We start from the raw sequence: 20,335 nt of genomic DNA on the forward strand, positions 1-20,335 counted from the left end.
TCAGGCCGGAAGAAGGTCGATGGTGAGGCCCTTCGACCGGATGTGTTCACGGAGGTTGCCGGGCTTGATCACCCCGCCTTCCTTGATTTCGACCGGCGCGATATAGGCGCCGACCGCACCGACGTCATCGGCGACGCCTTCGGCAAGCAACGCGCGCGCATCATCCGAGGTACCGACGATCGCGGCATCGGCCAGCGCCGTCGACCAGCCCCGATCTGCGGTCCGGTAGACCACGGCGCCATCCCAGGTACGGTTGGCGGTCACCACCGACGGCCCGGTAATTCTGATTTTCTTCTGTTCGAGCGGAGAGGTCATTCGGCAGCTTCCAGCAGTTTGGAGAGGACTTGGTTGAGATTTGACTGACGCCACGGCGCGGAATGCGCGACGACGTCGCCGATGATGAGGATGGCAGGACCGCCATCGATTTTTTCGACCAGCGCGGGCAGGTTTTCCAACGTCCCGACCACGGCCTGCGCATCCGGTCGCGTCACCCGCGCGAACACGCCAACCGGCGTTTGCGGCAGCCGGCCGGCAGCCAGCAGGCCGGCGCGGACCGACGGTGCGGCGGTCATGCCCATATAGACCACGATGGTCATCTTCTTGTCTGTGAGCACCGACCAGTCGACGGTCTCGGCGTCCTTGGCCTTGTGCGCGGTCAGGAAGGTGATGCGCAGCGCTTCGTGGCGATAGGTGAGCGGGGCCTCGAATTGCGCGGCGGCGCCAAGGCCGGCGGTAATGCCCGGCACCACCGAATAGGCAACGCCGGCTGCGCGCAGCACTTCGATTTCCTCGCCGCCGCGGCCGAAGATGAAGGGATCGCCGCCCTTCAGCCGCACCACGCGCTGTCCTGCCTTCGCAGCTTCAATCAGCAACTTGTTGATCGCATCCTGGCCGATGCCGGGCTTGCCGACCCGGCGGCCGACCGGAATGCGCGAGGCATCGCGGCGGATGCGGTCGAGAACTTCCGGCGACACCAGCTCGTCGTAGAAAACGACGTCGGCGTCCTGCAGCGCCCGCAACGCCTTGATGGTGAGCAGATCAGGATCGCCCGGACCCGCGCCGACCAGCGTCACCCTGCCCTCGGCCTTGCCATCCTGGTTCGCGCCGGCGAACGCGGAAGGATCGGCGATTTCGTTCAGTGCCTTTTCAGCCTCGTCCTTGCGCCCTGCAAGAACCAGTGCGCCGATCGGACCGTCGATCACGCGCTCCCAGAAGCGGCGGCGCAGCGGAAATTCGGGAATGCGCGCATGCATCGATTTGCGAAAGCTGCCGATGAAGGCGGCGAGATCGCCAATGCGCGCCGGCAGCACCGCTTCGATGCGCTCGCGCACGCGGCGCGCGACCACCGGCGACGCTCCGCCGGTGCCGACCGCGACAACGACGTCGCCGCGATCGACGATCGCCGGAAAGATGAAAGTGGAATGCACGAGATCGTCCATCACGTTGACGGGCAGCCCGACCGCCTTCGCGCGCACCGACATCGCAACGCCGATGTCGCCGGCGCCGGCGCAGAGAATCGCGATGATGCCGGAGAGATCGGCTGACAGCGGATCGCCGGAAGCCAGCTCGATCCGCGCGGCGTCATTGGCGTCGAGACCGGCCAGATCATGATTGCCGTCGGTCGCATACCAGCGAACCCGCGCGCCCGCCGACACCAGCAGGCGCAATTTTGCGCGCACGAGGTCACCCGCTCCAACGAGCAGCACCTTGCCGCTTTGCAGATCCAGAAACACAGGCAGGTAGCGCATCAGACACTCGCTTTCCCCAATTGGGGGGTTGACTGAAATTATTTTCTATTTATGTCTCGATCAAGAGCCGCAAAGAGAAAATTATTTCTTCTCTATTGCGGCGCAACTTTAGAATTTTTCCACTCCCAAGTCCAAGGCCCAGAGATGCATCTTCTCAACCCCGAATCCAGCGGACACAGGTTGCAGTCCGCAGCCCTGTACGAAGCATCATCTGTGCCGAAAATTTTTCCCGGCGAGATGCTGCCGCCGCCCTCCATGGACCATCTCGACGAGCTCGAGGCGCAGAGCATCTATATCCTGCGGGAAGCGTTCGCGCGGCTGAAGAAGCTCGCGCTGCTGTGGTCGCTTGGGAAAGACTCTAACGTCATGATTTGGCTGGCGCGCAAGGCCTTCTTCGGCCGCGTGCCGTTCCCGGCGCTCCATGTCGACACCGGCAAGAAGTTTCCGGAGATGTATGCGTTCCGCGACCGCTTCGGGAAGGAGTGGGACCTCGATCTCAAGATAGAGCCCTGCCCGCCGATCGACGCCGTCGATCCGACCTTGCCGCCGGCCGCGCGATCTGCCGCCCGCAAGACCGAAGGGCTAAAGTGGGCGCTTAACAAATACGGCTTCGATGGATTGATCGCCGGCATTCGTCGCGACGAAGAAGCCACCCGCGCCAAGGAGCGCGTGTTCTCGCCGCGCGGGCTCGAAGGCGGCTGGGACGTCCGCGATCAGCCCCCGGAATTCTGGGATCAGTTCAACGCCTCGGTGCCGCAAGGCGCACATCTGCGCATCCACCCGATCCTGCATTGGACCGAGGCCGACATCTGGGCCTACACCAAGCGCGAGAACATTCCGATCATTCCGCTGTACCTCTCGAAGGAGGGTAAGCGCTACCGTTCGCTCGGTGACGCCGACATCACCTTCCCCGTCACTTCCACCGCCTCCAGCATTGACGAGATCCTGACCGAGCTCGACGGCACCAAGGTGCCGGAACGCGCCGGCCGCGCGCTGGATCATGAAACCGAAGATGCATTCGAGCGGCTGCGTGTCGCCGGCTATCTCTAACGGACACCTGGTGTGAGCGTCGCTATGAACATGATCCTTCCCGCCAGCGTTTCGGCAACCCCGAACGGCACCACGCGTCCGCAGGTCCGTATCGTCATCGTCGGCCATGTCGACCACGGTAAATCCACGTTGGTCGGACGCCTGCTGCACGAGACCGGCAGCCTGCCCGAGGGCAAGCTGGAAATGCTGAAGGCGGTCAGCGCGCGGCGCGGCATGCCATTCGAATGGTCGTTCCTGCTCGATGCGCTGCAGACCGAGCGCGACCAGGGCATCACCATCGACACCACGCAAATCCGCTTCCGCACCCGCTCGCGCGACGTCGTGCTGATCGACGCGCCCGGCCACGCCGAATTCCTGCGCAACATGATCACCGGCGCTTCGCAAGCCGACGGCGCCGTGCTGATCATCGACGCGCTGGAAGGCGTGCGCGACCAGACAAGGCGGCACGGCTATCTGCTGCATCTGCTCGGCATCAAGCAGGTCGCGGTTGTCGTCAACAAGATGGACCGGGTGGACTTCGGCGCGGATCGCTTCAAGGAGATCAGCGACGAGATTTCGGCGCATCTGATCGGCCTCGGCGTAACGCCGTCGGCAATCATTCCGATTTCCGCGCGCGATGGTGACGGCGTTGCCGAACATACGCCAAGGATCGGCTGGTATCAGGGCCCGACCGTGGTCGAAGCGCTCGATGCGCTCGAACCGGCGCGGCCGCTGGAGCAGCTTGCGCTGCGCCTGCCCGTGCAGGCGATCTACAAATTCGATGACCGCCGCATCGTGGCAGGCCGTATCGAGTCCGGCCACCTTGCGGCCGGCGACGAAATCGTCATCATGCCCGCCGGCAAGATTGCGAAGATCAAAACCGTCGAGAGCTGGCCGGTGACGCCGCTGAAGGGCAGCCACGGCGCCGGCCGTTCGGTCGGCATCACGCTCGACCGCGAATTGTTCGTCGAGCGCGGCGATGTCATTGCGCACGCCGGCGCCACACCGCGCGACACGCGGCGGATTCGCGCGCGCATCTTCTGGCTGCACGACAAGCCGTTGTCGAAGGGCGATCAGATCCTGATCCGCCTCGGCACGAGGGAAACCCGCGCCAGCGTGGTCGCAATCGAAAAGGCGGTCGATCCCGGCGAGCTCTCCAATGAGGAAACCAAGGCGATCGCGCGCAATCACGTTGGCGAAATCGATATCTCGCTGGCGCAGCCGATCGCGGCCGATCCCTATCAGGACAATCCGCGCACCGGCCGGCTGGTGATCGAGGTCAACGGCCGCATCGCCGGCGGCGGCCTCGTGCTGTCGGTCGACGCCGGGCAGCGCGCTGTTCCGATCGACATCGTGCCGGTCGAATCCGCGCTGCGTCCCGAAGAGCGTTCGGCGCGCTACCATCACAACGGGGCGGTGATCTGGCTGACCGGCCTGCCGGGCTCAGGCAAATCCACGCTCGCCCGCGCGCTGGAGCGGCGGCTGTTCTCGCGCGGCGGCTCGCCGATCCTGCTGGATGGAGACACCTTGCGGGCCGGGCTCAATAACGATCTCGGCTTCTCTCCGCAGGACCGCAGCGAAAACATTCGCCGCCTCGCTGAGGTCGCGACCCATCTCGCGCGCAACGGCCATGTTGCGATTGTCGCCGCGGTTTCGCCTGCGATCGCGGACCGCGCCGCGGCACGCCGCATCGCCGACACCATGTTCCGCGAAGTGCATATCGCCGCACCCGCCGAGGTGTGCGAGAGCCGCGATCCCAAGGGTCACTATGCCAAGGCCCGCTCCGGCGCGCTGCCGTCGTTCACCGGGATCACCAACGATTACCAGCCGCCGACCGCCTGCGAGTTGAGGATCGATACGTCGATCCGCTCGGTTGCGGACGCGACGGAGGAGATCGAGCGGATGCTTGGGGAGACCGGCATCCTGTTCGACGAATTGGTGGATCTGGCGGCCAACATCTAGGAGCGTTTTCAAGCGAAGTGGAGCCCGGTTCGCGTGAAGAAACGCGACCAAATAAGGCCCTTCGACTCCTTTTTAGGCACTTCTCATCGACCCAGCTTTAGGGCTAAAAGGGCGGCCAACGCCGCCCCTTTGGCGCGTTTTTTGCTGTTTTGACCTGAAAACAGCCTGCAAACGCCATTTCTTTTGAGAAAGCCCATCATGAAGCGTGTCGATGCCCACGGATTGAAGATCGCCCCTGTCCTGTTCGATTTCATCGCCAAGGAGGCGACCCCCAAAACCGGGATTTCGCCCGACGCGTTCTGGGCCGGTGTCGCTGCCATCATCAAAAAGCTGGGGCCGAAGAATCGCGAGCTGCTCGCCTTCCGCGACGCGCTGCAGGCCAAGATCGACGGCTGGCATCGCACCCACAAGGGCAAGGCGTTCGACATGGCCGCCTATACGGCGTTCCTGAAGGAGATCGGCTATCTGCTGCCGGAACCGGCCACGCAGAAGGTCGAGACCGCAAATGTCGACGAGGAAATCGGCAAGATCTGCGGACCGCAGCTCGTCGTTCCCCTGACCAACGCCCGCTACGCGCTGAACGCCGCGAATGCGCGCTGGGGCTCGCTCTATGACGCCTTCTACGGCACCGACGCGATTCCGCATGATCCGAGCGAAGCTGGCCGCGGCTACAACAAGGCACGCGGCGACAAGGTGATCGCCAAGGCCAAGGCTTTCCTCGACGCCGCCGCGCCGCTGGCGACCGGCAGCCATACCGATGTGACCTCGTACAGCGTTATCGCCGGCCAGCTCGCGGTGAAGCTGAAGAGCGGCAATGCCACTGCGCTGAAAACGGCTGCGCAGTTCGCCGGCTTCCAGGGCGATGCCGCGTCACCGAGCGCGGTGCTGCTGGTCAACAACGGCATGCATGTCGAAGTGAAGATCGACCGCAACCACGTCATCGGCAAGGACGATCCGGCTGGCGTTGCCGACATGATCCTGGAATCGGCGGTCTCGACCATTCTCGACATGGAAGACTCGGTTGCCGCCGTCGATGCCGAGGACAAAGTGCTGGTCTATCGCAACACGCTCGGCCTGATGAACGGCACGCTCTCGGCCGATTTCGAAAAGGGCGGCAAGACGCTGAAGCGTTCTCTCAACCCCGACCGCACCTACAAGACGCCCGACGGCAAGGACATCACGCTGCACGGCCGCAGTCTCCTGTTGATGCGCAATGTCGGCCATCACATGTTCACCGACGCCGTGCTCGACGAGAAGGGCGAGGAGATTCCGGAGGGCCTGCTCGATGCCGCGGTCGCCGGCCTGCTCGCGATCCACGACCTCAAGGGCAATTCGAAAACGAAGAACAGCCGCACCGGCTCGGTCTATATCGTCAAGCCGAAGATGCACGGTCCGGACGAGGTCGCGCTTACCTGCGAGTTGTTCGGCGAAGTCGAGAAGCTACTCGGCCTGCCTGACAACACCATGAAGGTCGGCATCATGGACGAGGAGCGCCGCACCACGGTCAACCTCAAGGCCTGCATCCAGAATGCGTCGAAGCGCATCTGCTTCATCAACACCGGCTTCCTCGACCGCACCGGGGACGAAATCCATACCTCGATGGAAGCGGGCCCGATGATCCGCAAGAACGACATGAAGGCGCAGCCCTGGATCAAGGCCTATGAAGACTGGAACGTCGACATGGGCCTGATCGACGGCCTGCCCGGCCATGCCCAGATCGGCAAGGGCATGTGGGCGGCGCCAGACAAGATGGCCGACATGCTGACCCAGAAGCTCGGCCATCCGCAGGCCGGTGCTACCACCGCCTGGGTGCCGTCGCCGACCGCGGCCACCTTGCACGCCCTGCATTATCACCAGGTCAACGTGATCGCGCGCCAGCAGGAACTCGCCAAGGGTGGCCAGCGCGCAAAACTCTCCGACATCCTCACTATTCCGGTGTCGCAGTCGAACTGGGCGCCCGATGATGTGAAGCAGGAGATCGACAACAACTGCCAGGGCATCCTCGGTTATGTCGTGCGCTGGATCGACCAGGGCGTCGGCTGTTCCAAGGTGCCGGATATTCACGACGTCGGTCTGATGGAAGATCGCGCCACCTTGCGCATTTCGAGCCAGCATCTGGCGAACTGGCTGGCGCATGGCGTCGTCAGCAAGGACCAGGTGATGGAGTCGCTCAAGCGCATGGCGGTCGTGGTCGACAAGCAGAACGCCGGCGATCCGCTCTACAAGCCGATGGCGCCTTCGTTCGACGGCGTCGCGTTCCAGGCCGCCTGCGACCTCGTCTTCAAGGGCCGCGAGCAGCCGAACGGCTACACTGAATACATCCTCACCGCGCGCCGCCGCGAAGCAAAGGCGGCAGGCTGATCAGCGCGACGTTTTCGAAAGCCCCGGCAAATGCCGGGGCTTTTTCATTGCACTGCTCCGTGGGCAAGCAACCCGCCGATCCTGAATCGCATCACGGCGCGATTTGCGACGGGTGACTTGCGCGGACACTCAACCTGAGGCAGTATTTGAAACACTAGGTGTCCGGCAAGGATGCGGCATTCCCATTATTGATTTTTGGCTGCGCTGATTTTCAAAATTGTTTTTCCGGGGGCAATCCATGTCCAAACGCATCATCCTGTTGTCGGATGGCACCGGCAATTCGGCCGCCAGGGTCTGGAAGTCCAACGTCTGGCGCGTGTTCGAGAGCCTTGATCTCAGGGGAAACGATCAGGTCGCCTTTTACGATGACGGCGTCGGCACCTCATCTTTCAAGCCGCTTGCGATCTTGGGCGGCGTGTTCGGATGGGGCCTCAAGCGCAACGTTCTCGACATCTATAAATTCCTTTGCGCAAACTACCAGCCGGGCGATCAGATATTCGGCTTCGGCTTCAGCCGCGGCGCTTTCACCATGCGCGTCGTCATCGGCCTGGTATTGCACCAGGGGCTCGTCACTGGAGCGACCAAGGCCGAGCTCTACGAAAAGGCGGCGATGGCCTATCGCGCCTACCGTGCCGAGCGCTTCCATACGTTCCTGCGCCTTGAGTGGCCATTTCGGAAGCTTCGCGACGCGGTCCTCTATTTGGCGGGTAAACGCTACGACAAGGCGCAGAACCGCCCTGTTGAACGCATCGACTTCGTGGGTGTCTGGGACACGGTCGCAGCCTATGGATTACCGATCGATGAGATGGCGCGCGGCGTCAGCCAGTATATCTGGCCGCTTGAACTGCCCGATCGAAGCTTCGACCCCAGGATCCAGCGCGCCTGCCACGCCCTGTCGCTTGACGACGAGCGGACGACATTCCATCCCGTGCTCTGGAACGAGCAAGGCGTGCCGCGCGAGCGTCTGAGCCAGGTGTGGTTTGCTGGCGTCCATTCCAACGTCGGCGGCGGCTACCCTGACGATTCGCTTGCCTATATTCCGCTCTATTGGATGATGCGGGAGGCCCAGTCGCTCGGCCTGCAGTTCAAGACCATTCCGAGCCAGCCGACCAATCCCGATCCCGACATGATGGTCTATGCGGAATGGCGCCGCGACAAGGACGGCCGGCTGTACGATTCCCGCAACGGGCTCGGTGGTTACTACCGTTATGGTCCGCGACGGATCGAGGACCTGAGTCATATGCGGTTCTCACTTCGCGAGGGCGATCGCGTCGACAACAATCCGCCAACCATTCACGAGACGGCGATCATCCGAGCGCAGAAGGGTGCTCATCGATATGCGCCGATCGGTATCCCGCAGCGGTATGACCTCCTTACCGACGCCGGCATCCAGCCGCAGGCAAAACTGGAGACCCAGGCGCAGGCTGCGGCGCGATGCGACATGCAGGAGCAAATCTGGAACGACGTCTGGCGGCGGCGCATCATCTACTTTGTTACCGTGTTCGCTTCGCTCTATATCGCGATCTATCCGCTCTCGCGGATCATCCCCAGTTCGGGCGAGTTTACCAGTCCGCTAAGCTTGGTATCCGGGGCCATCAGAGCTGTCGGTCATGTTCTGCCGGGGGGCCTTGCGCTGTGGATTAATGCCTATGCGCGCGATCCCAGTCATTTTCTGATGCTCGGATTGCTCGTCATTTTTCTGATCTGGCTTGGCGTCAGGCTCGGAAGAAAAATCGAAGACAGAATGGAGCGTGTCTGACGCTCTGCTCCGACGCCAGTCCCGTCAAAGCTCGGGATCGCTTGTGGTGTCATCAGTCTTGTGGTCATCGCCTATCTCATTGGACACGCCCATCTTCCGGCCTGGATACGCCTGCCCGGAAGCGGAGAGCAATTTCTGGTCGCTCATATCAGCCACTCGGTCGCCGCTATCATGGTGGCAACCTGGATCGCGCTGTTCACCCCAGATGGTATGGTCTACCACCTGCGCACGTGGCGGCCATACCGAGCAACGGTTCGCGGCCTGAAGCTCTTCGTACTGCCGTTGGTGTTTGCCTGCAGCTTTATTGTGCTTGCTGTCCTATTCGGCAGCCATCTTGTTTTCAGCTTCGAGGAAGCCAGCGGAAGGGTCTGCAGCCAGAGCGACAATATCACGAACGCCATTGCCCGCGGCGCTAGGGTTACGGATCAAGGTCTGGGCGCCTGTGTTTCTCCCGGCATTGCGTCCTGTCCAAAACCGGGTGACCCACCGAAATGCAGCAACGGTCGCGACGTGTTTTGCGGAGAAGGTCAACCCGTCTGCGACTCCATGCGCAAGCCCAACTGCGACGATCGCAGGGCCAACTGCAGTTACGACATGCCGGTGTGCCGGGTAGCCAATCCGCCCGAACCTGGCAAGCCGCCCTCAACGCGTATTGCCAATGTCGCCACCTGTCCCTTCACCTGCGAAATAGGTCCGGTCGGCGAAAAGCGGAAGCAGCTGGATATTCGCGAGGTCTGCCACGCGACGGGCATCTGGCTCGAGCAGGGTCAGAAATACACCATCACCGTGACGCCACCCGATCCGAAGGACAGTGATCACGCCTGGCGAGACGGCGACGGCACCATTGTCAGCACCCGCGGCAGGTTGAATTCAGGTTTTGTCACCAAGGTGAAGGAGGCGATCAAATGGCCCCTCAAGCGTCACCTGTTCGTGGAGCCGTTCAAGGTCATCGCGCGGGTCGGATCGATCGGAAGTGACGAGCGCGTGCTGGAACCTGACGAGGATACCCGGACCAACAGGCTCGACGTTCAGATCATTCCCAAGCGAAGCGGAGAACTGTTCCTGTACGCCAACGATGCGGTGTGGGGATGGCCGGGAAAGCGCAACTATTTCTACGAAGACAATTCCGGCAAGGCCACGATAAGCGTGCAACGCGCCCGGCAGCCTAACTGAGGGGTTTTCATGCAGGCAATAATTTTGCTGGCAACGGCGGCGATTGCCATTCCCTTCGTCGTCGCTATTGTTGCGCCGGATAATACGGTTGGCGCCGCCGTCTCGAGCCGATTCCTGGAACGATCGCTAACGCCGCCCGGCGCTACAATTCCGCCGGAACCAACGGAGAAGCCGCTTCCAGTCACCGCTGCGAGCCTGCACGCCTGGGTAACCGCCAAGGAGAGCCCCGGCTACGCACGCGCCTATGCCTGGCGCGTCATGCCGCTCGACCTGCTCTACCTTGCGGTTCTTGGCGGCTTCCTGGCACTAGGCGCCAGCACCCTAGCGTCCACCATTAGCTGGCCGCCAGCGTTGGCGAGCTTGCCCGTTTGGACGTGGCTGATCTTGCCGGCGGCCTACGTCCTTGCCGACATCATCGAAGACTGTCTGATCGTCTTGCTGATGACCGTGCCTGCCAGCATCAATAATTTCACGGTATGGCTGCTCGCGGCTTTGCGGAACATCAAGATCGGCGCCAACGCCTTTGCCATGGTGCAAATCTTTGCGCTGGGCCTTGCCGGCGTGATCTGGAAATAGATCGGCGCGGCGCAGCGATAGACTGATCAGCGAGCCACGATGCCGCATCGGTTCAGGAGGAACGCTGGAGCTTTTTGTCCGTTGTTGGACATCCCAACATGGAAGGAGACAGCGATGGATTGGAACAGGGTCGAAGGCAACTGGAAACAGTTCAAGGGTTCCGCCAAGGAGAAGTGGGGCAAGCTCACCGATGACGATCTCAACGTCATCGAGGGCCGCCGCGAACAACTCGAAGGCAAGCTGCAGCAGCGCTACGGTTTTGCCAAGGACCAGATCCGCAAGGACGTGGACGACTGGTTCAGCACCTTGAAGTAAGGTTGTATTCGAAATGAAAGCCCCGGCTCGATGCCGGGGCTTTTTCGTTACGACGTTCCGCTGCGGGCAAGTCAGCCGCGCACACCCTAGACCGTGATGTATCTCAACAGCGAGATCACGCCGAGAATGATCACCACGACGCGGGCGATCTGCTTGGCGCGGCTGTCGAGCGGCAGGAGATTGATGAGATAGAGGATGAGGATGACGACCAGGAACGTGATGAGGATACTGACAAGCATGGGGCCCCCTTCGGCGCTCGTATGAGTGCGCTGGTAGTATTTTGTTAACGTGAATGAGAGCGGCCGGTTCCAGCTGCGGAACTGTTCGACGTGCGAAAAATCGCAATCCTTTCAAGCATCCTCGTATTTCTACGCGGATATAACCGGCCAAACCATTTACCGTTTTCCCCCCCAAATGACCGGGCGTCTTGGGGGAGCATCATGTTGAACCGTCTGACCGTATCCGCGCTGCTGAAGACCGTCATCCTCGTCACCTCCTTCTGCGTGGTGGTCGGATTTTCGCTCAATGCCTGGGATTCCTGGGGCCGCCTGCAGGCGGCAAGCCGCATTGCGGTGATCGCGGACGCTTCCGCGAACATCTTCAAGGCGATGCACAATCTGCGCACCGACCGCTCCACGACCAACCGGCTGCTGAACTCCGACGCGCCGATGGACGCCGATATCGAAAAATATCTGCGCAACATCCGCGACACCCAAATGCCGGCGATGAGCAACGCACTCGGCCTCCTCGGCAGCGTGGAATTCGCGCAAGCGCAAACGCTCGTCCCGGAGTTCGACCGTCTGTTCAAGTCGATGACCGCGCTGCAGAAGGAATTCTGGGACGCCGTGGCCAAGCCGAAGGCACAGCGCCGGCCCGAACTGGCCAAGGAATACTTTGCTGCCGCCAGCACCATGCTGGAGACGCTGGAGAAGCTGTCCGGAGCCCTTGGCGCCGCCGTCAACCACCAGGACGCGACCATCGACCAGTTGCTGGCGATCAAGCAGATCGCCTGGCTGTTGCGCAACACCGCGGGCGAAGCCTCGCTGATCGTCGCGATCGGACTCAACTCCGGCAAGATCACGCCGGAGGCGCAGCTTGCCTACACCAAATACGCCGGCGGCATCGACGCCGCATGGAGCGCGCTGGAATTGACGGCCGCGGGGATGCAGTTGCCTCCGGCGATCTCGAGCGCGATCGCCGCGACCAAGACCGCCTATTTCGAGCCGTCCTATCTTGCGCTGCGCGACCGGTTGCTGACGCAGGTTGCGGCGGGCGAGAAGACCGAGCTCAACGCCAACCAGTGGACCCCGGTCACGGTCGGGCGTCTCTCCGCCGCCGTCAACGTGGCCGAGGCCGCGCTCGACGCCGCCAAGGATCATGCCGCGCATTTGTACGCCAGCGCCTGGCGCTCGCTGACGATGCAGCTCGTATTGCTGATCAGCGCACTCGCGTTGGCCTTCGGCGCCCAGGTGATCGTCGCACGCCGCGCCATCAAGCCGCTGCACTCCATGCGCGACGCCATGCTGAAGGTCGCCGCCGGCGATCTCCACGTCGATACCGGCTACGCCGCTCGCCACGATGAAATCGGCGCGCTGGCCGGCGCGCTGGAGACCTTCAAGCAGCAGGCCGCCGACAAGGCCGGGATCGAGGCACAGGAACGCGAGCGCAACGCCGGCGCCATGGCCCGGCAACAGGCGATCGAGAGCTATGTCGGCGAGTTCGAGGGCATGGTGCGCCAGACGCTCAGCCAGCTCGGCGATGCCTCCGGCCAGATGCGAACCACCTCGTCCGGCCTCTCGACCATTTCGCGCCAGACCAACGAGCGCGTCCAGGTCGCCGAGAAAGCTTCCGGCGAGGCCTCAATGAGCGTCGAGACGGTTGCGGCGGCTTCCGAAGAGCTCAGCGCCTCGATCAACGACATCAGCCAGCAGGCGGCGCACGCTGCCGGCATCGCCAGCCGCGCGGTCGGCCAGGCGCGCGATACCGACGGCACCGTGCAGGGGCTTGCCCAATCGGCGGGACGGATCGGCGAGGTGATCGGCCTGATCAACACCATCGCCGCGCAGACCAACCTGCTCGCGCTCAACGCCACCATCGAGGCCGCGCGCGCCGGTGAGGCCGGCCGCGGCTTTGCGGTGGTCGCCTCCGAAGTCAAATCGCTGGCGAGCCAGACCGCGAAGGCGACCGAGGAGATTTCCGAGCAGATCTCGGACATCCAGCGGGTCGCCGGCGAGGCCATCGACGCCATCAGCAGCATCATCGGCGAAGTCAACGAGGTCGCGACCGCGATTGCCGCCGCCGTGCAGCAACAGGGCGCCGCGACGCAGGAGATCACGCGCTCGACCCAGTTTGCCGCGCAGGGCACCAAGAACGTGTCCGACAACATCAACGGCGTGAAGGCCGATGCCGACGCGGCGGCAGCCGCTGCCGAGGATGTGAAGCACGCGTCCCAGACGCTGGAGACGCAGAGCCAGCAACTCGGCAATCAGGTCACCGAATTCCTCGGCAAGATCCGCGCGGCTTAACCGCTCGTCATGCCCCGGGCTTGACAGACTGTAGACTTCTCACTCCCGCGCCACGATAGGCACGCGGTCATACTTGGCGCGCACCTTTTTAGAGGCCGGTGAGAAGTTCACTTCGGCGCCGCGCCTGTCGCCACTGCGGCCGGCGACCAGCAGGCCGTTTTCGCCGGCGACGATGTCGCCCTTGCGCAGCGTCGGATCGTTCTCGACCTTTACCTGCGCCAGCCCGACCGGGTCCTTGCCGTTGCAGGTGCAGCCGTTGACGAGCTCGTTGCGATAGCGGAATGCGTTCGGCAGATCGGAATAGGATTTGCCGTTGTCGGCGGTCGCCTCGTCGATGCTGCTGCCATAGAACAGCTTGGTCTCGCTCGCCGGGCAGAAGCTGTTGCAGGTCGTGGCGCGGCTGGCATTGTCGGACGCCGGAAGCGGGAAATAACGGCCGTCGCAAGTCCGCACGCAATAGGCCTGGCTGCCGCCTCCGCTGTACCTCGCCCGTCCCTCGCCGCGCGGCGCGTAGATGCGGCCATCTTCATTGGGGAACGGCATCTGGACATAGGGTTGGTGGCGCTGGCGGCCGAAGCCGCCAAACAATTGCGAGAAGAAGTCCTGGGCCTGCGCGGCAGGCGCCAGCGCGGACGCGCAAACCACCGCGGCTGCTCCCCACGCTGCCAGTTTTCCAGGTCGCATCAATCTTCTCCTCCTATCCAACACAACGCATCCGCTCAGTAGAGCTGCGCCGCCGTCAGGTTCATGGCCTGACGCCCCGAAGGCGGCGCGATCCCAAGGGGCCGTGGCTGCACGCCGGCCGGACGAACCGTCCTGCCATCTCCGCCGCGCGCCATGACCGGCGCGTTCTTCGGCAGCACCACGACTTTCGTTCCGACATTGACGCGGCTGAACAGGTCGGTGATGTCCTCATTGGTCAGGCGGATGCAGCCCGACGAGACGAATTTTCCGATCGTCGAGGGATCGTTGGTGCCGTGAATGCGGTATTGGCTGGTGCCGAGATACATCGCCCGCGCGCCGAGCGGATTGCCGGGGCCGCCGGCCATGAAGCGCGGCAGATAGGGCTGGCGCGCGATCATCTCCGCCGGGGGATGCCAGTCCGGCCATTCTGCCTTGCGGCTGACCGTCTGCACGCCGGACCAGGTAAAGCCTTCGCGGCCGACGCCGACGCCATACCTGATGGCCCGGCCGTGGCCGAGCACATAATAGAGTGTGGTGTTGCCGGTATCGATGATGATCGTGCCCGGCGCTTCCGTCGTCCCAAAGGCGACGACGGCACGGCGAAGCCGCTCGGGCGTCGCGCCTTCGTCAGACCCTATCACCTCATCGGCGGGATATGCACTCGGCTGGGCATAGCTGAACGTCTGCGCATTCGCGGCGCTCAAGACCACTAACGATGTCAGCAAAGCGCTGACGAGGACGAGCGCGCTTGCCGCGCGCGACGAAAGTCGGCGGTCGGAAATCTGTGTCATGGGACTGCCCCGCGGGGTATGTGCATCGCTGGATGCTCTGCCAAACAAAACGCAGCTACAGGCCGGCAGTTCCTTTGCGGCTGTCCGGCGCGACTGCGCGTTGGAACCCGTGCCGCCGCGCCACGTTATGACCGCGGTTCGTTTTGCGACGTTGCTTTTGCCGTGTCATCGCCGCTTCGGGCGAGGGAAAACCATTGTGAGCGTCATTCCCCCCAAGCCTTCGCCCACCAAGCCCTCCTCCGCCAAGCCTTTGGCCGCCAAATCTCCACCGACCAAACCTCCGCCCGGAGAACGCAAGCTTCCGCACGAGGGCGAGCCGGTGCCGGACAGCAAAGCCGAGTCGCCGCCGGTCATTCGCCGCACGGAAGTGGTGGCGATCGCCCTCGTCGGCCTCTTGATCATCTGCGTCATCACCGGGCTTTATCTCGCCAAGGCGTTCTTTCTGCCGGTCACGATGGCCTTCATCGTCGGCACCATGCTGTCGCCGGCGGCCAGTCTCCTCGAGCGTTTCCGCATTCCGCGAGCCGTCGCAGCCGTCGTGATCGTGGCCGTCGGCACCGCCGCGGTCGCCTTCATGGTCGGCCTGATCGCTTCGCCTGCGGTGGAATGGAGCGGCAAGCTGCCTGAGCTGGGGTCGGTGCTGAGGGAGAAGCTGCACGTGTTCGACCGTCCGCTCGCACTCTGGCAGGAGTTGCAGAGCATGCTCGGCGGCCCCGGCACGCTCACGACATTCCATCTGCCCAAGATCGACTGGGTACAACCCACATTGGAGTTCCTGTCGCCGACCTTTGCCGAGTTCCTGCTCTTCATGGCAACCTTGATCCTGTTCATCGCGAGTTGGCGGGACCTGCGCCGGGCCCTGATCATGAATTTCGGCGAGCGCGAGTGGCGGCTGCGGACGCTGCGGATCCTCAACGAGATTGAGGACCATCTCGGCGGCTACCTGCTGACGGTGACCATGATCAATGTCGGCGTTGGCATCGCCACTGGCCTGATTTGCGCGATCACGGGCATGCCCAATCCGGCCAGCCTCGGCGCGCTGGCCGCGATTCTCAATTTCATTCCGATCATCGGCCCGGTGGCGATGTTCGCCGTCCTGGTCGTGGTCGGTCTCGTCGCGTTCCCGACCATCAGCGCCGGCCTGCTGGCGCCGACAATGTTTGCGGCGATGACCTTCCTGGAGGGCCATTTCCTGACGCCGATGATCGTCGGACGCCGGCTGGCCCTGAACGCGCTCGCCGTTTTCATCGTGCTCGCCTTCTGGACCTGGCTGTGGGGCCCGATGGGCGCATTCCTGTCGTCGCCGCTTCTGATCGTCGCGCTGATCGTGAAGGAGCATTTGATGCCACCCGATTCCCCGCAATTGCCGGAGGATTAACCGGTTTCGTCTCGGGAACTTCCGATCAGACGGTGCGTTTGTTCCGCAGCTAAATTCAGCACCGGGGAGCTTTCGATGTCTGACGCCGCCACGAAAAATCTCACGGACAAAGCAACCTATGAACGCCTGGAAAAGGATGTAGTCGCCGTGAAAAACGATATCGCAGCCCTGACCGAGCAGATCACCGACGCGCTGAACAGTTTTGCCGGCACCGCCACCAAGCAGGCCCGGCGCGGCTACAAGCAGGCGCGCGCCAATGCGGAGCAGGCGGTCGAGGACATGTCGGAGCGCGGCAGCGCGATGATGGATGCCGCCCATGACGCGGCGTCCTCGATCGAGGAGACGCTGGAGGACGCCATCACGCAGCGGCCGCTGGCGACCGTCGCCTTGGCGCTGGGTATCGGCTTTCTGATCGGCGTGACCTGGCGAAGGTGATTCTGGCGCAGGTGAATCCAGCGCAGGGCGGCGCGCACGGGAGAGCCATCCCTTGCATCGTCGTAGCGGCTGCACGGTGCTGCTTGTTTTGTTGAAGCTATTTTCGGATCGAGGCGCGCCATGTTTCAACGATTCATCGATGATTTCAAGGAATCGACCGCCACGGTGGTGCGACTGACGTCGCTGGCGGCGGCGGCGGCGATGGCGTTGCTGGTCACGACCGCCTTTCTCTGCGCGGCGGCTTTCGTGTTCGTGTTGCAAAATTATGGTCCCGTGCAAGCCTGCCTGACCGGGGCCGCCATCTTCTTCGTGGTCGCCCTGATCGCGGCCGGTTGCTACATGATGCGCAAGAGGCAGATCGAGGCGCGCGCCGAACAGGCGGCGAAGGCCGCGAAGTCCACCGCGCAGACCGTGCTCTCCGATCCGGCGATGGTTGCGATGGGCATCCAGGTGATCCGCGCCATCGGCGTCAAGCGGCTGATCCCGATTCTCGCCGTCGGCGGACTGGCGCTGGGATTTCTGGCAAGCCGCGCCAACACAAGCAACAGCGAGGCGCCGGCGGAGTAGCGGGTCCGGACTCCGTGACGGCGAAGCAACCAGCATGCCGCGGCCTCTCGACGTCATTCGAGCGAAGCGAAACAATCCATAGCGCCGCGCGCGGATAGCTGGATTGCTTCGCTTCGCTCGCAAGGACGTGGATATAGTTTTGCGATCTCGCGACATGTTATGCCCGAGGTTTGCAGCTCTTCATCGCCCGCTTGTTCAGAGCAACTGTGCTGGAAGTAGCCCGGTGATCGGCCGGCCTCAAGGCTGGCGCTGGCGCGCCCCCGCCTACGGCGGCTGCGGCCTTGACCCCGCCCGTTCACCGGTCTGTCGGCTTTGCAAGCGCTCGGTCGCGGAACCGATCGCGGTGGGCGCGCTCGTCAGCTCAACGCGTAACGGCTGGGATCCCATTTCTGCCGTCGTGCGATCATGGTGTTGAGGATGATGATCAGCTTGCGCATGCCGGCGATGATGGCAATCTTCGGCTCTTTTCCTTTGGCAATCAGGCGCTGATAGTAGGCCTTCAGCACGGGATTGTTCAGCGTGGCTGCGCCAACACAGGGCATGTAGATGGCGTTACGGACCCAGCGGCGGCCTCCCTTGATGTGGCGCTCGCCGCGGCGCTTTCCGCTGTCGTCGTCATAGGGGGCGACCCCGATCAAGGCCGCGGCGATCTTGTTGCTCACCTGACCAAGCTCCGGCATTCCTGCAAGGAGGTTTGCCGAACTCGTCTCGGCGAACCCCGGCACACTCTCGATGATCTCGGCGCGTTCCGCAAAATCCGGCATGGACTTGATTTTGGCGCAGATGGCGGCCTCGAGCTTGGCAATCTCGCAGGCCAGGTTCTTCAAGATGCGGGCATGCGCCTTCTGCACCAATCCCGGCGCGGCATGCTCGCTTTGGCTGACCAAGCGCATCCTAAAATCAATCAGGCTTAAGCGCGCCTTTACGAGTGCCTGCAGCTCCTCTTGTGCCGCATCGTGTTTCTGGCCCGGCGCATCGCTGAATGTCTCGGCGAACCAGGCAATCATCTCGGCATCGATCGTATCGTTCTTGGCCAGCCGTCCGGCTGATAGCGCGAAGCTGCGGACCCGTTTGGGGTCGACGATCCGAACTTCGATGCCGGCGTCGCGCAGCACCTTGGCCCAGGCACGCTCATAGCCGCCACTCGCCTCCATCACCGCCTTGTTCGCCTGGTGCTTGCGAAGCCAGGCGACCAGCTTACGGTGCCCCTGGGTCGTGCTCGGGAGGGTTTGCCGTAATCCCAACGCACGAATGCACGCATCCACCTTGTCCTTGGCGACATCGATACCCACGACAACATGAGCATTTTGTGCCATCATCCACTCCCTTCCTTGCTCGGTTCGGGCTCGAGCCCTTGCAACTGTTCGGGTTGAGGAAGACACCGGAGCTGTCCCTCGCTCTGACACAGGCTCGGTCGCCTTTGGGCGCAACGGGCTCAGTTCCAGCAACGGGCGGTTGGTGCGCAACCGCCCGTTCGCACATTCTGACAGATTTCCTGGACACAAGGGCGCAGGGAAGACCGGGTGCGCGCTGCACCCGCGGTCTCGTGTGCCGTTGCGCATAGAGAAAAACGCACACGAGCATACAGGTACAGCGGGAGCATTCCGGCCTTCCCTGCGCAAGGGAAAATAAATATGCCAATGGATTTGCAGAGAGGCGCGTGGAACCTTCAAACCATTGATCGGCCGAGACTTATCCCCATAAGGTGCCATACACCTCTTTTGGCATACGCACACATCATCGCGACACATCGCGAGACACGGGGACACGGGGACACGAGCATGGCACGCAAGGTTCGTCACAGCGCACTGGAAAGCCGCAGCGCGAGACTGAAACTGCAGGTTCGCAGAAGGCCGTACAGCGGCCCGTCGCTGGCGCGCGGCGTGGCCCTGCTGTACCGGCGCAACAAGACGAACGGCACATGGGTGCTCAAGGCCAGCAACGGTCATGGCGCCTATTGGACAAAGGGCTTTGCGCTGGCCGACGACTTCGAGGATGCCGACGGCAAGAACGTGCTCACGTTCTATCAAGCGCAGGACGCAGCAAAGAAGCTGGCCCGAGGCGAGGACGGCAACGCCGACACGGCGCCGATCACTGTCGATGGCGCGCTCAAGGACTACAGGCGCGATCTGGAAGCGCGCAGCGCCAATCCCTACAACGCCGAGCATCCGCGCCTGCACCTTACCAGCGTGCTGTTGTCGAAGCCCGTGGCATTACTCACAGCCACCGAGCTCAAGAAATGGCGCGACAGCTTGCTCGGATCGATGGCGCCGTCAACGATCAACCGACTCGGCCGCTGTTTATGCGCCGCCTTGGAATTGGCGAGGCAGCACGACGAGCGCATCCAAAACCGACAAGCATGGGAAACTGGGCTTGCCGGGCTGCCGGACGCGCAGCAATCGCGCAATGTCGTCCTCCCGGATGACAAGGTGCGCGAGTTCGTTGCTACCGCGTACGGACTAGATGACAAGTTTGGTTTGCTGTCAGATACGCTGGCAGTCACAGGCGCGCGCCCGAGCCAGGTCGTGCGGCTGCGCGTCGAGGATCTGCGCGATCATCCGGTGCGGCCGAAGCTGATGATGCCGAAGTCGGCAAAAGGTGGCGGCCGAAACCGCAGCCGGAAAAAGACGGAACGCTATTCGGTGCCCGTCAGCGTCCAGTTGGCGACCAAGCTGAATGCAGCAGCCAAGGGTCGCGCCGACGATGCGCCGTTGCTGCTGCAAAGCGACGGCAGATCTTGGGACAAAAATCCGGGGCAAAATTATCATCGTCAAGTTGATAAGGTCGTCACCGCTATCGGGCTCGATCCTGCTGACGTGACGATGTACGCGCTCCGACATTCCAGCATCGTCCGCATGCTGCTGCAGAATATTCCGATCAGGCTCGTGGCGTCGTTGCATAACACATCGACCACGATGATCGAGCGGACGTATAGCCGGTTCATCACCGAGCACAGCGACGACATCTCTCGCGGGGCGCTATTGCAGCATGAACCGCCAAGCGGCGAGAACGTCGTGGCGTTGGCGGGGTGA

18 protein-coding genes are annotated in these 20,335 nt (G+C 62.9%); 12 read left to right on the plus strand and 6 right to left on the minus strand.

Annotation, left to right across the window (positions count from 1 at the left end; translation table 11 throughout):
• Both ACH79_RS06115 and cysG read right to left on the minus strand, forming a co-directional pair.
• On the minus strand, nt 1–315 hold the full coding sequence (locus tag ACH79_RS06115) for a DUF2849 domain-containing protein (RefSeq protein ID WP_161850207.1): 315 nt from the start codon (nt 313–315) through the stop codon (nt 1–3).
• Nucleotides 312–1,748: a siroheme synthase CysG gene (cysG, locus tag ACH79_RS06120; RefSeq protein WP_161850208.1), complete on the minus strand. Its 1,437-nt coding sequence runs from the start codon at nt 1,746–1,748 to the stop codon at nt 312–314. Before cysG ends, ACH79_RS06115 begins: the two co-directional genes overlap by 4 nt.
• A 255-nt stretch (nt 1,749–2,003) precedes the next feature.
• On the opposite strand from cysG, the gene cysD reads away from it, so the two are divergent.
• From cysD to ACH79_RS06155, 7 genes are all read left to right on the plus strand, one after another.
• A complete protein-coding gene (cysD, locus tag ACH79_RS06125) occupies nt 2,004–2,798 on the plus strand; it encodes a sulfate adenylyltransferase subunit CysD (RefSeq protein WP_161856236.1) in 795 nt (264 codons plus the stop codon).
• Between the two features lie 24 nt (nt 2,799–2,822).
• The gene (gene cysC / locus ACH79_RS06130) at nt 2,823–4,739 is read left to right on the plus strand and encodes an adenylyl-sulfate kinase (protein ID WP_161850209.1); all 1,917 of its coding nucleotides are present in this window, start codon (nt 2,823–2,825) and stop codon (nt 4,737–4,739) included.
• 198 nt (nt 4,740–4,937) lie between these two features.
• Nucleotides 4,938–7,100 carry a malate synthase G gene (locus ACH79_RS06135; RefSeq protein ID WP_161850210.1) on the plus strand — a complete coding sequence of 721 codons (2,163 nt, stop codon included), beginning with the start codon at nt 4,938–4,940 and terminating at the stop codon, nt 7,098–7,100.
• A gap of 238 nt (nt 7,101–7,338) precedes the next feature.
• Nucleotides 7,339–8,859 (plus strand): DUF2235 domain-containing protein, encoded by a 1,521-nt coding sequence (locus ACH79_RS06140; protein ID WP_161850211.1) that lies wholly within the window; start codon nt 7,339–7,341, stop codon nt 8,857–8,859.
• Nucleotides 8,860–8,919: 60 nt separating this feature from the next.
• Nucleotides 8,920–10,032 carry a hypothetical protein gene (locus tag ACH79_RS06145; protein ID WP_161850212.1) on the plus strand — a complete coding sequence of 371 codons (1,113 nt, stop codon included), beginning with the start codon at nt 8,920–8,922 and terminating at the stop codon, nt 10,030–10,032.
• Nucleotides 10,033–10,041: 9 nt separating this feature from the next.
• Nucleotides 10,042–10,608, plus strand: coding sequence for a hypothetical protein (locus ACH79_RS06150; RefSeq protein WP_161850213.1), 567 nt, complete (start codon nt 10,042–10,044; stop codon nt 10,606–10,608).
• A 114-nt stretch (nt 10,609–10,722) separates the two neighbouring features.
• Nucleotides 10,723–10,923: a CsbD family protein gene (locus ACH79_RS06155; RefSeq protein WP_057837434.1), complete on the plus strand. Its 201-nt coding sequence runs from the start codon at nt 10,723–10,725 to the stop codon at nt 10,921–10,923.
• An 86-nt stretch (nt 10,924–11,009) separates the two neighbouring features.
• On the opposite strand, the gene ACH79_RS42870 is transcribed toward ACH79_RS06155, so the two are convergent.
• The gene (locus tag ACH79_RS42870) at nt 11,010–11,162 is read right to left on the minus strand and encodes a Thivi_2564 family membrane protein (protein ID WP_202639180.1); all 153 of its coding nucleotides are present in this window, start codon (nt 11,160–11,162) and stop codon (nt 11,010–11,012) included.
• Nucleotides 11,163–11,363: 201 nt separating this feature from the next.
• On the opposite strand from ACH79_RS42870, the gene ACH79_RS06160 reads away from it, so the two are divergent.
• Complete coding sequence (locus ACH79_RS06160; protein ID WP_161850214.1) at nt 11,364–13,448, plus strand: methyl-accepting chemotaxis protein; 2,085 nt, start codon at nt 11,364–11,366, stop codon at nt 13,446–13,448.
• 39 nt (nt 13,449–13,487) lie between these two features.
• Here the strand turns inward: ACH79_RS06160 and ACH79_RS06165 are convergent, their stop codons facing one another.
• Together ACH79_RS06165 and ACH79_RS06170 are read right to left on the minus strand one after the other, a co-directional pair.
• Nucleotides 13,488–14,132: a DUF2865 domain-containing protein gene (locus ACH79_RS06165; protein WP_161850215.1), complete on the minus strand. Its 645-nt coding sequence runs from the start codon at nt 14,130–14,132 to the stop codon at nt 13,488–13,490.
• Between the two features lie 35 nt (nt 14,133–14,167).
• A complete protein-coding gene (locus ACH79_RS06170; protein ID WP_161850216.1) occupies nt 14,168–14,923 on the minus strand; it encodes a L,D-transpeptidase in 756 nt (251 codons plus the stop codon).
• 250 nt (nt 14,924–15,173) lie between these two features.
• On the opposite strand from ACH79_RS06170, the gene ACH79_RS06175 reads away from it, so the two are divergent.
• The 3 genes from ACH79_RS06175 to ACH79_RS06185 all read left to right on the plus strand — a co-directional run bounded on the left by ACH79_RS06175 (nt 15,174) and on the right by ACH79_RS06185 (nt 17,303).
• Nucleotides 15,174–16,301: an AI-2E family transporter gene (locus ACH79_RS06175; protein WP_246738643.1), complete on the plus strand. Its 1,128-nt coding sequence runs from the start codon at nt 15,174–15,176 to the stop codon at nt 16,299–16,301.
• A gap of 75 nt (nt 16,302–16,376) precedes the next feature.
• Nucleotides 16,377–16,736 (plus strand): YqjD family protein, encoded by a 360-nt coding sequence (locus ACH79_RS06180; protein WP_161850218.1) that lies wholly within the window; start codon nt 16,377–16,379, stop codon nt 16,734–16,736.
• A 120-nt stretch (nt 16,737–16,856) separates the two neighbouring features.
• Nucleotides 16,857–17,303 (plus strand): hypothetical protein, encoded by a 447-nt coding sequence (locus ACH79_RS06185; protein ID WP_161850219.1) that lies wholly within the window; start codon nt 16,857–16,859, stop codon nt 17,301–17,303.
• A 356-nt stretch (nt 17,304–17,659) separates the two neighbouring features.
• On the opposite strand, the gene ACH79_RS06190 is transcribed toward ACH79_RS06185, so the two are convergent.
• Nucleotides 17,660–18,619: an IS110 family transposase gene (locus ACH79_RS06190; RefSeq protein WP_161849892.1), complete on the minus strand. Its 960-nt coding sequence runs from the start codon at nt 18,617–18,619 to the stop codon at nt 17,660–17,662.
• A gap of 465 nt (nt 18,620–19,084) precedes the next feature.
• Here ACH79_RS06190 and ACH79_RS06195 point away from each other — a divergent pair, with 465 nt between their 5' ends.
• Nucleotides 19,085–20,335 carry a site-specific integrase gene (locus ACH79_RS06195; RefSeq protein WP_161850220.1) on the plus strand — a complete coding sequence of 417 codons (1,251 nt, stop codon included), beginning with the start codon at nt 19,085–19,087 and terminating at the stop codon, nt 20,333–20,335.

It is taken from the genome of Bradyrhizobium sp. CCBAU 051011 (genome assembly GCF_009930815.1).
Taxonomy (GTDB): Bacteria; Pseudomonadota; Alphaproteobacteria; order Rhizobiales; family Xanthobacteraceae; genus Bradyrhizobium.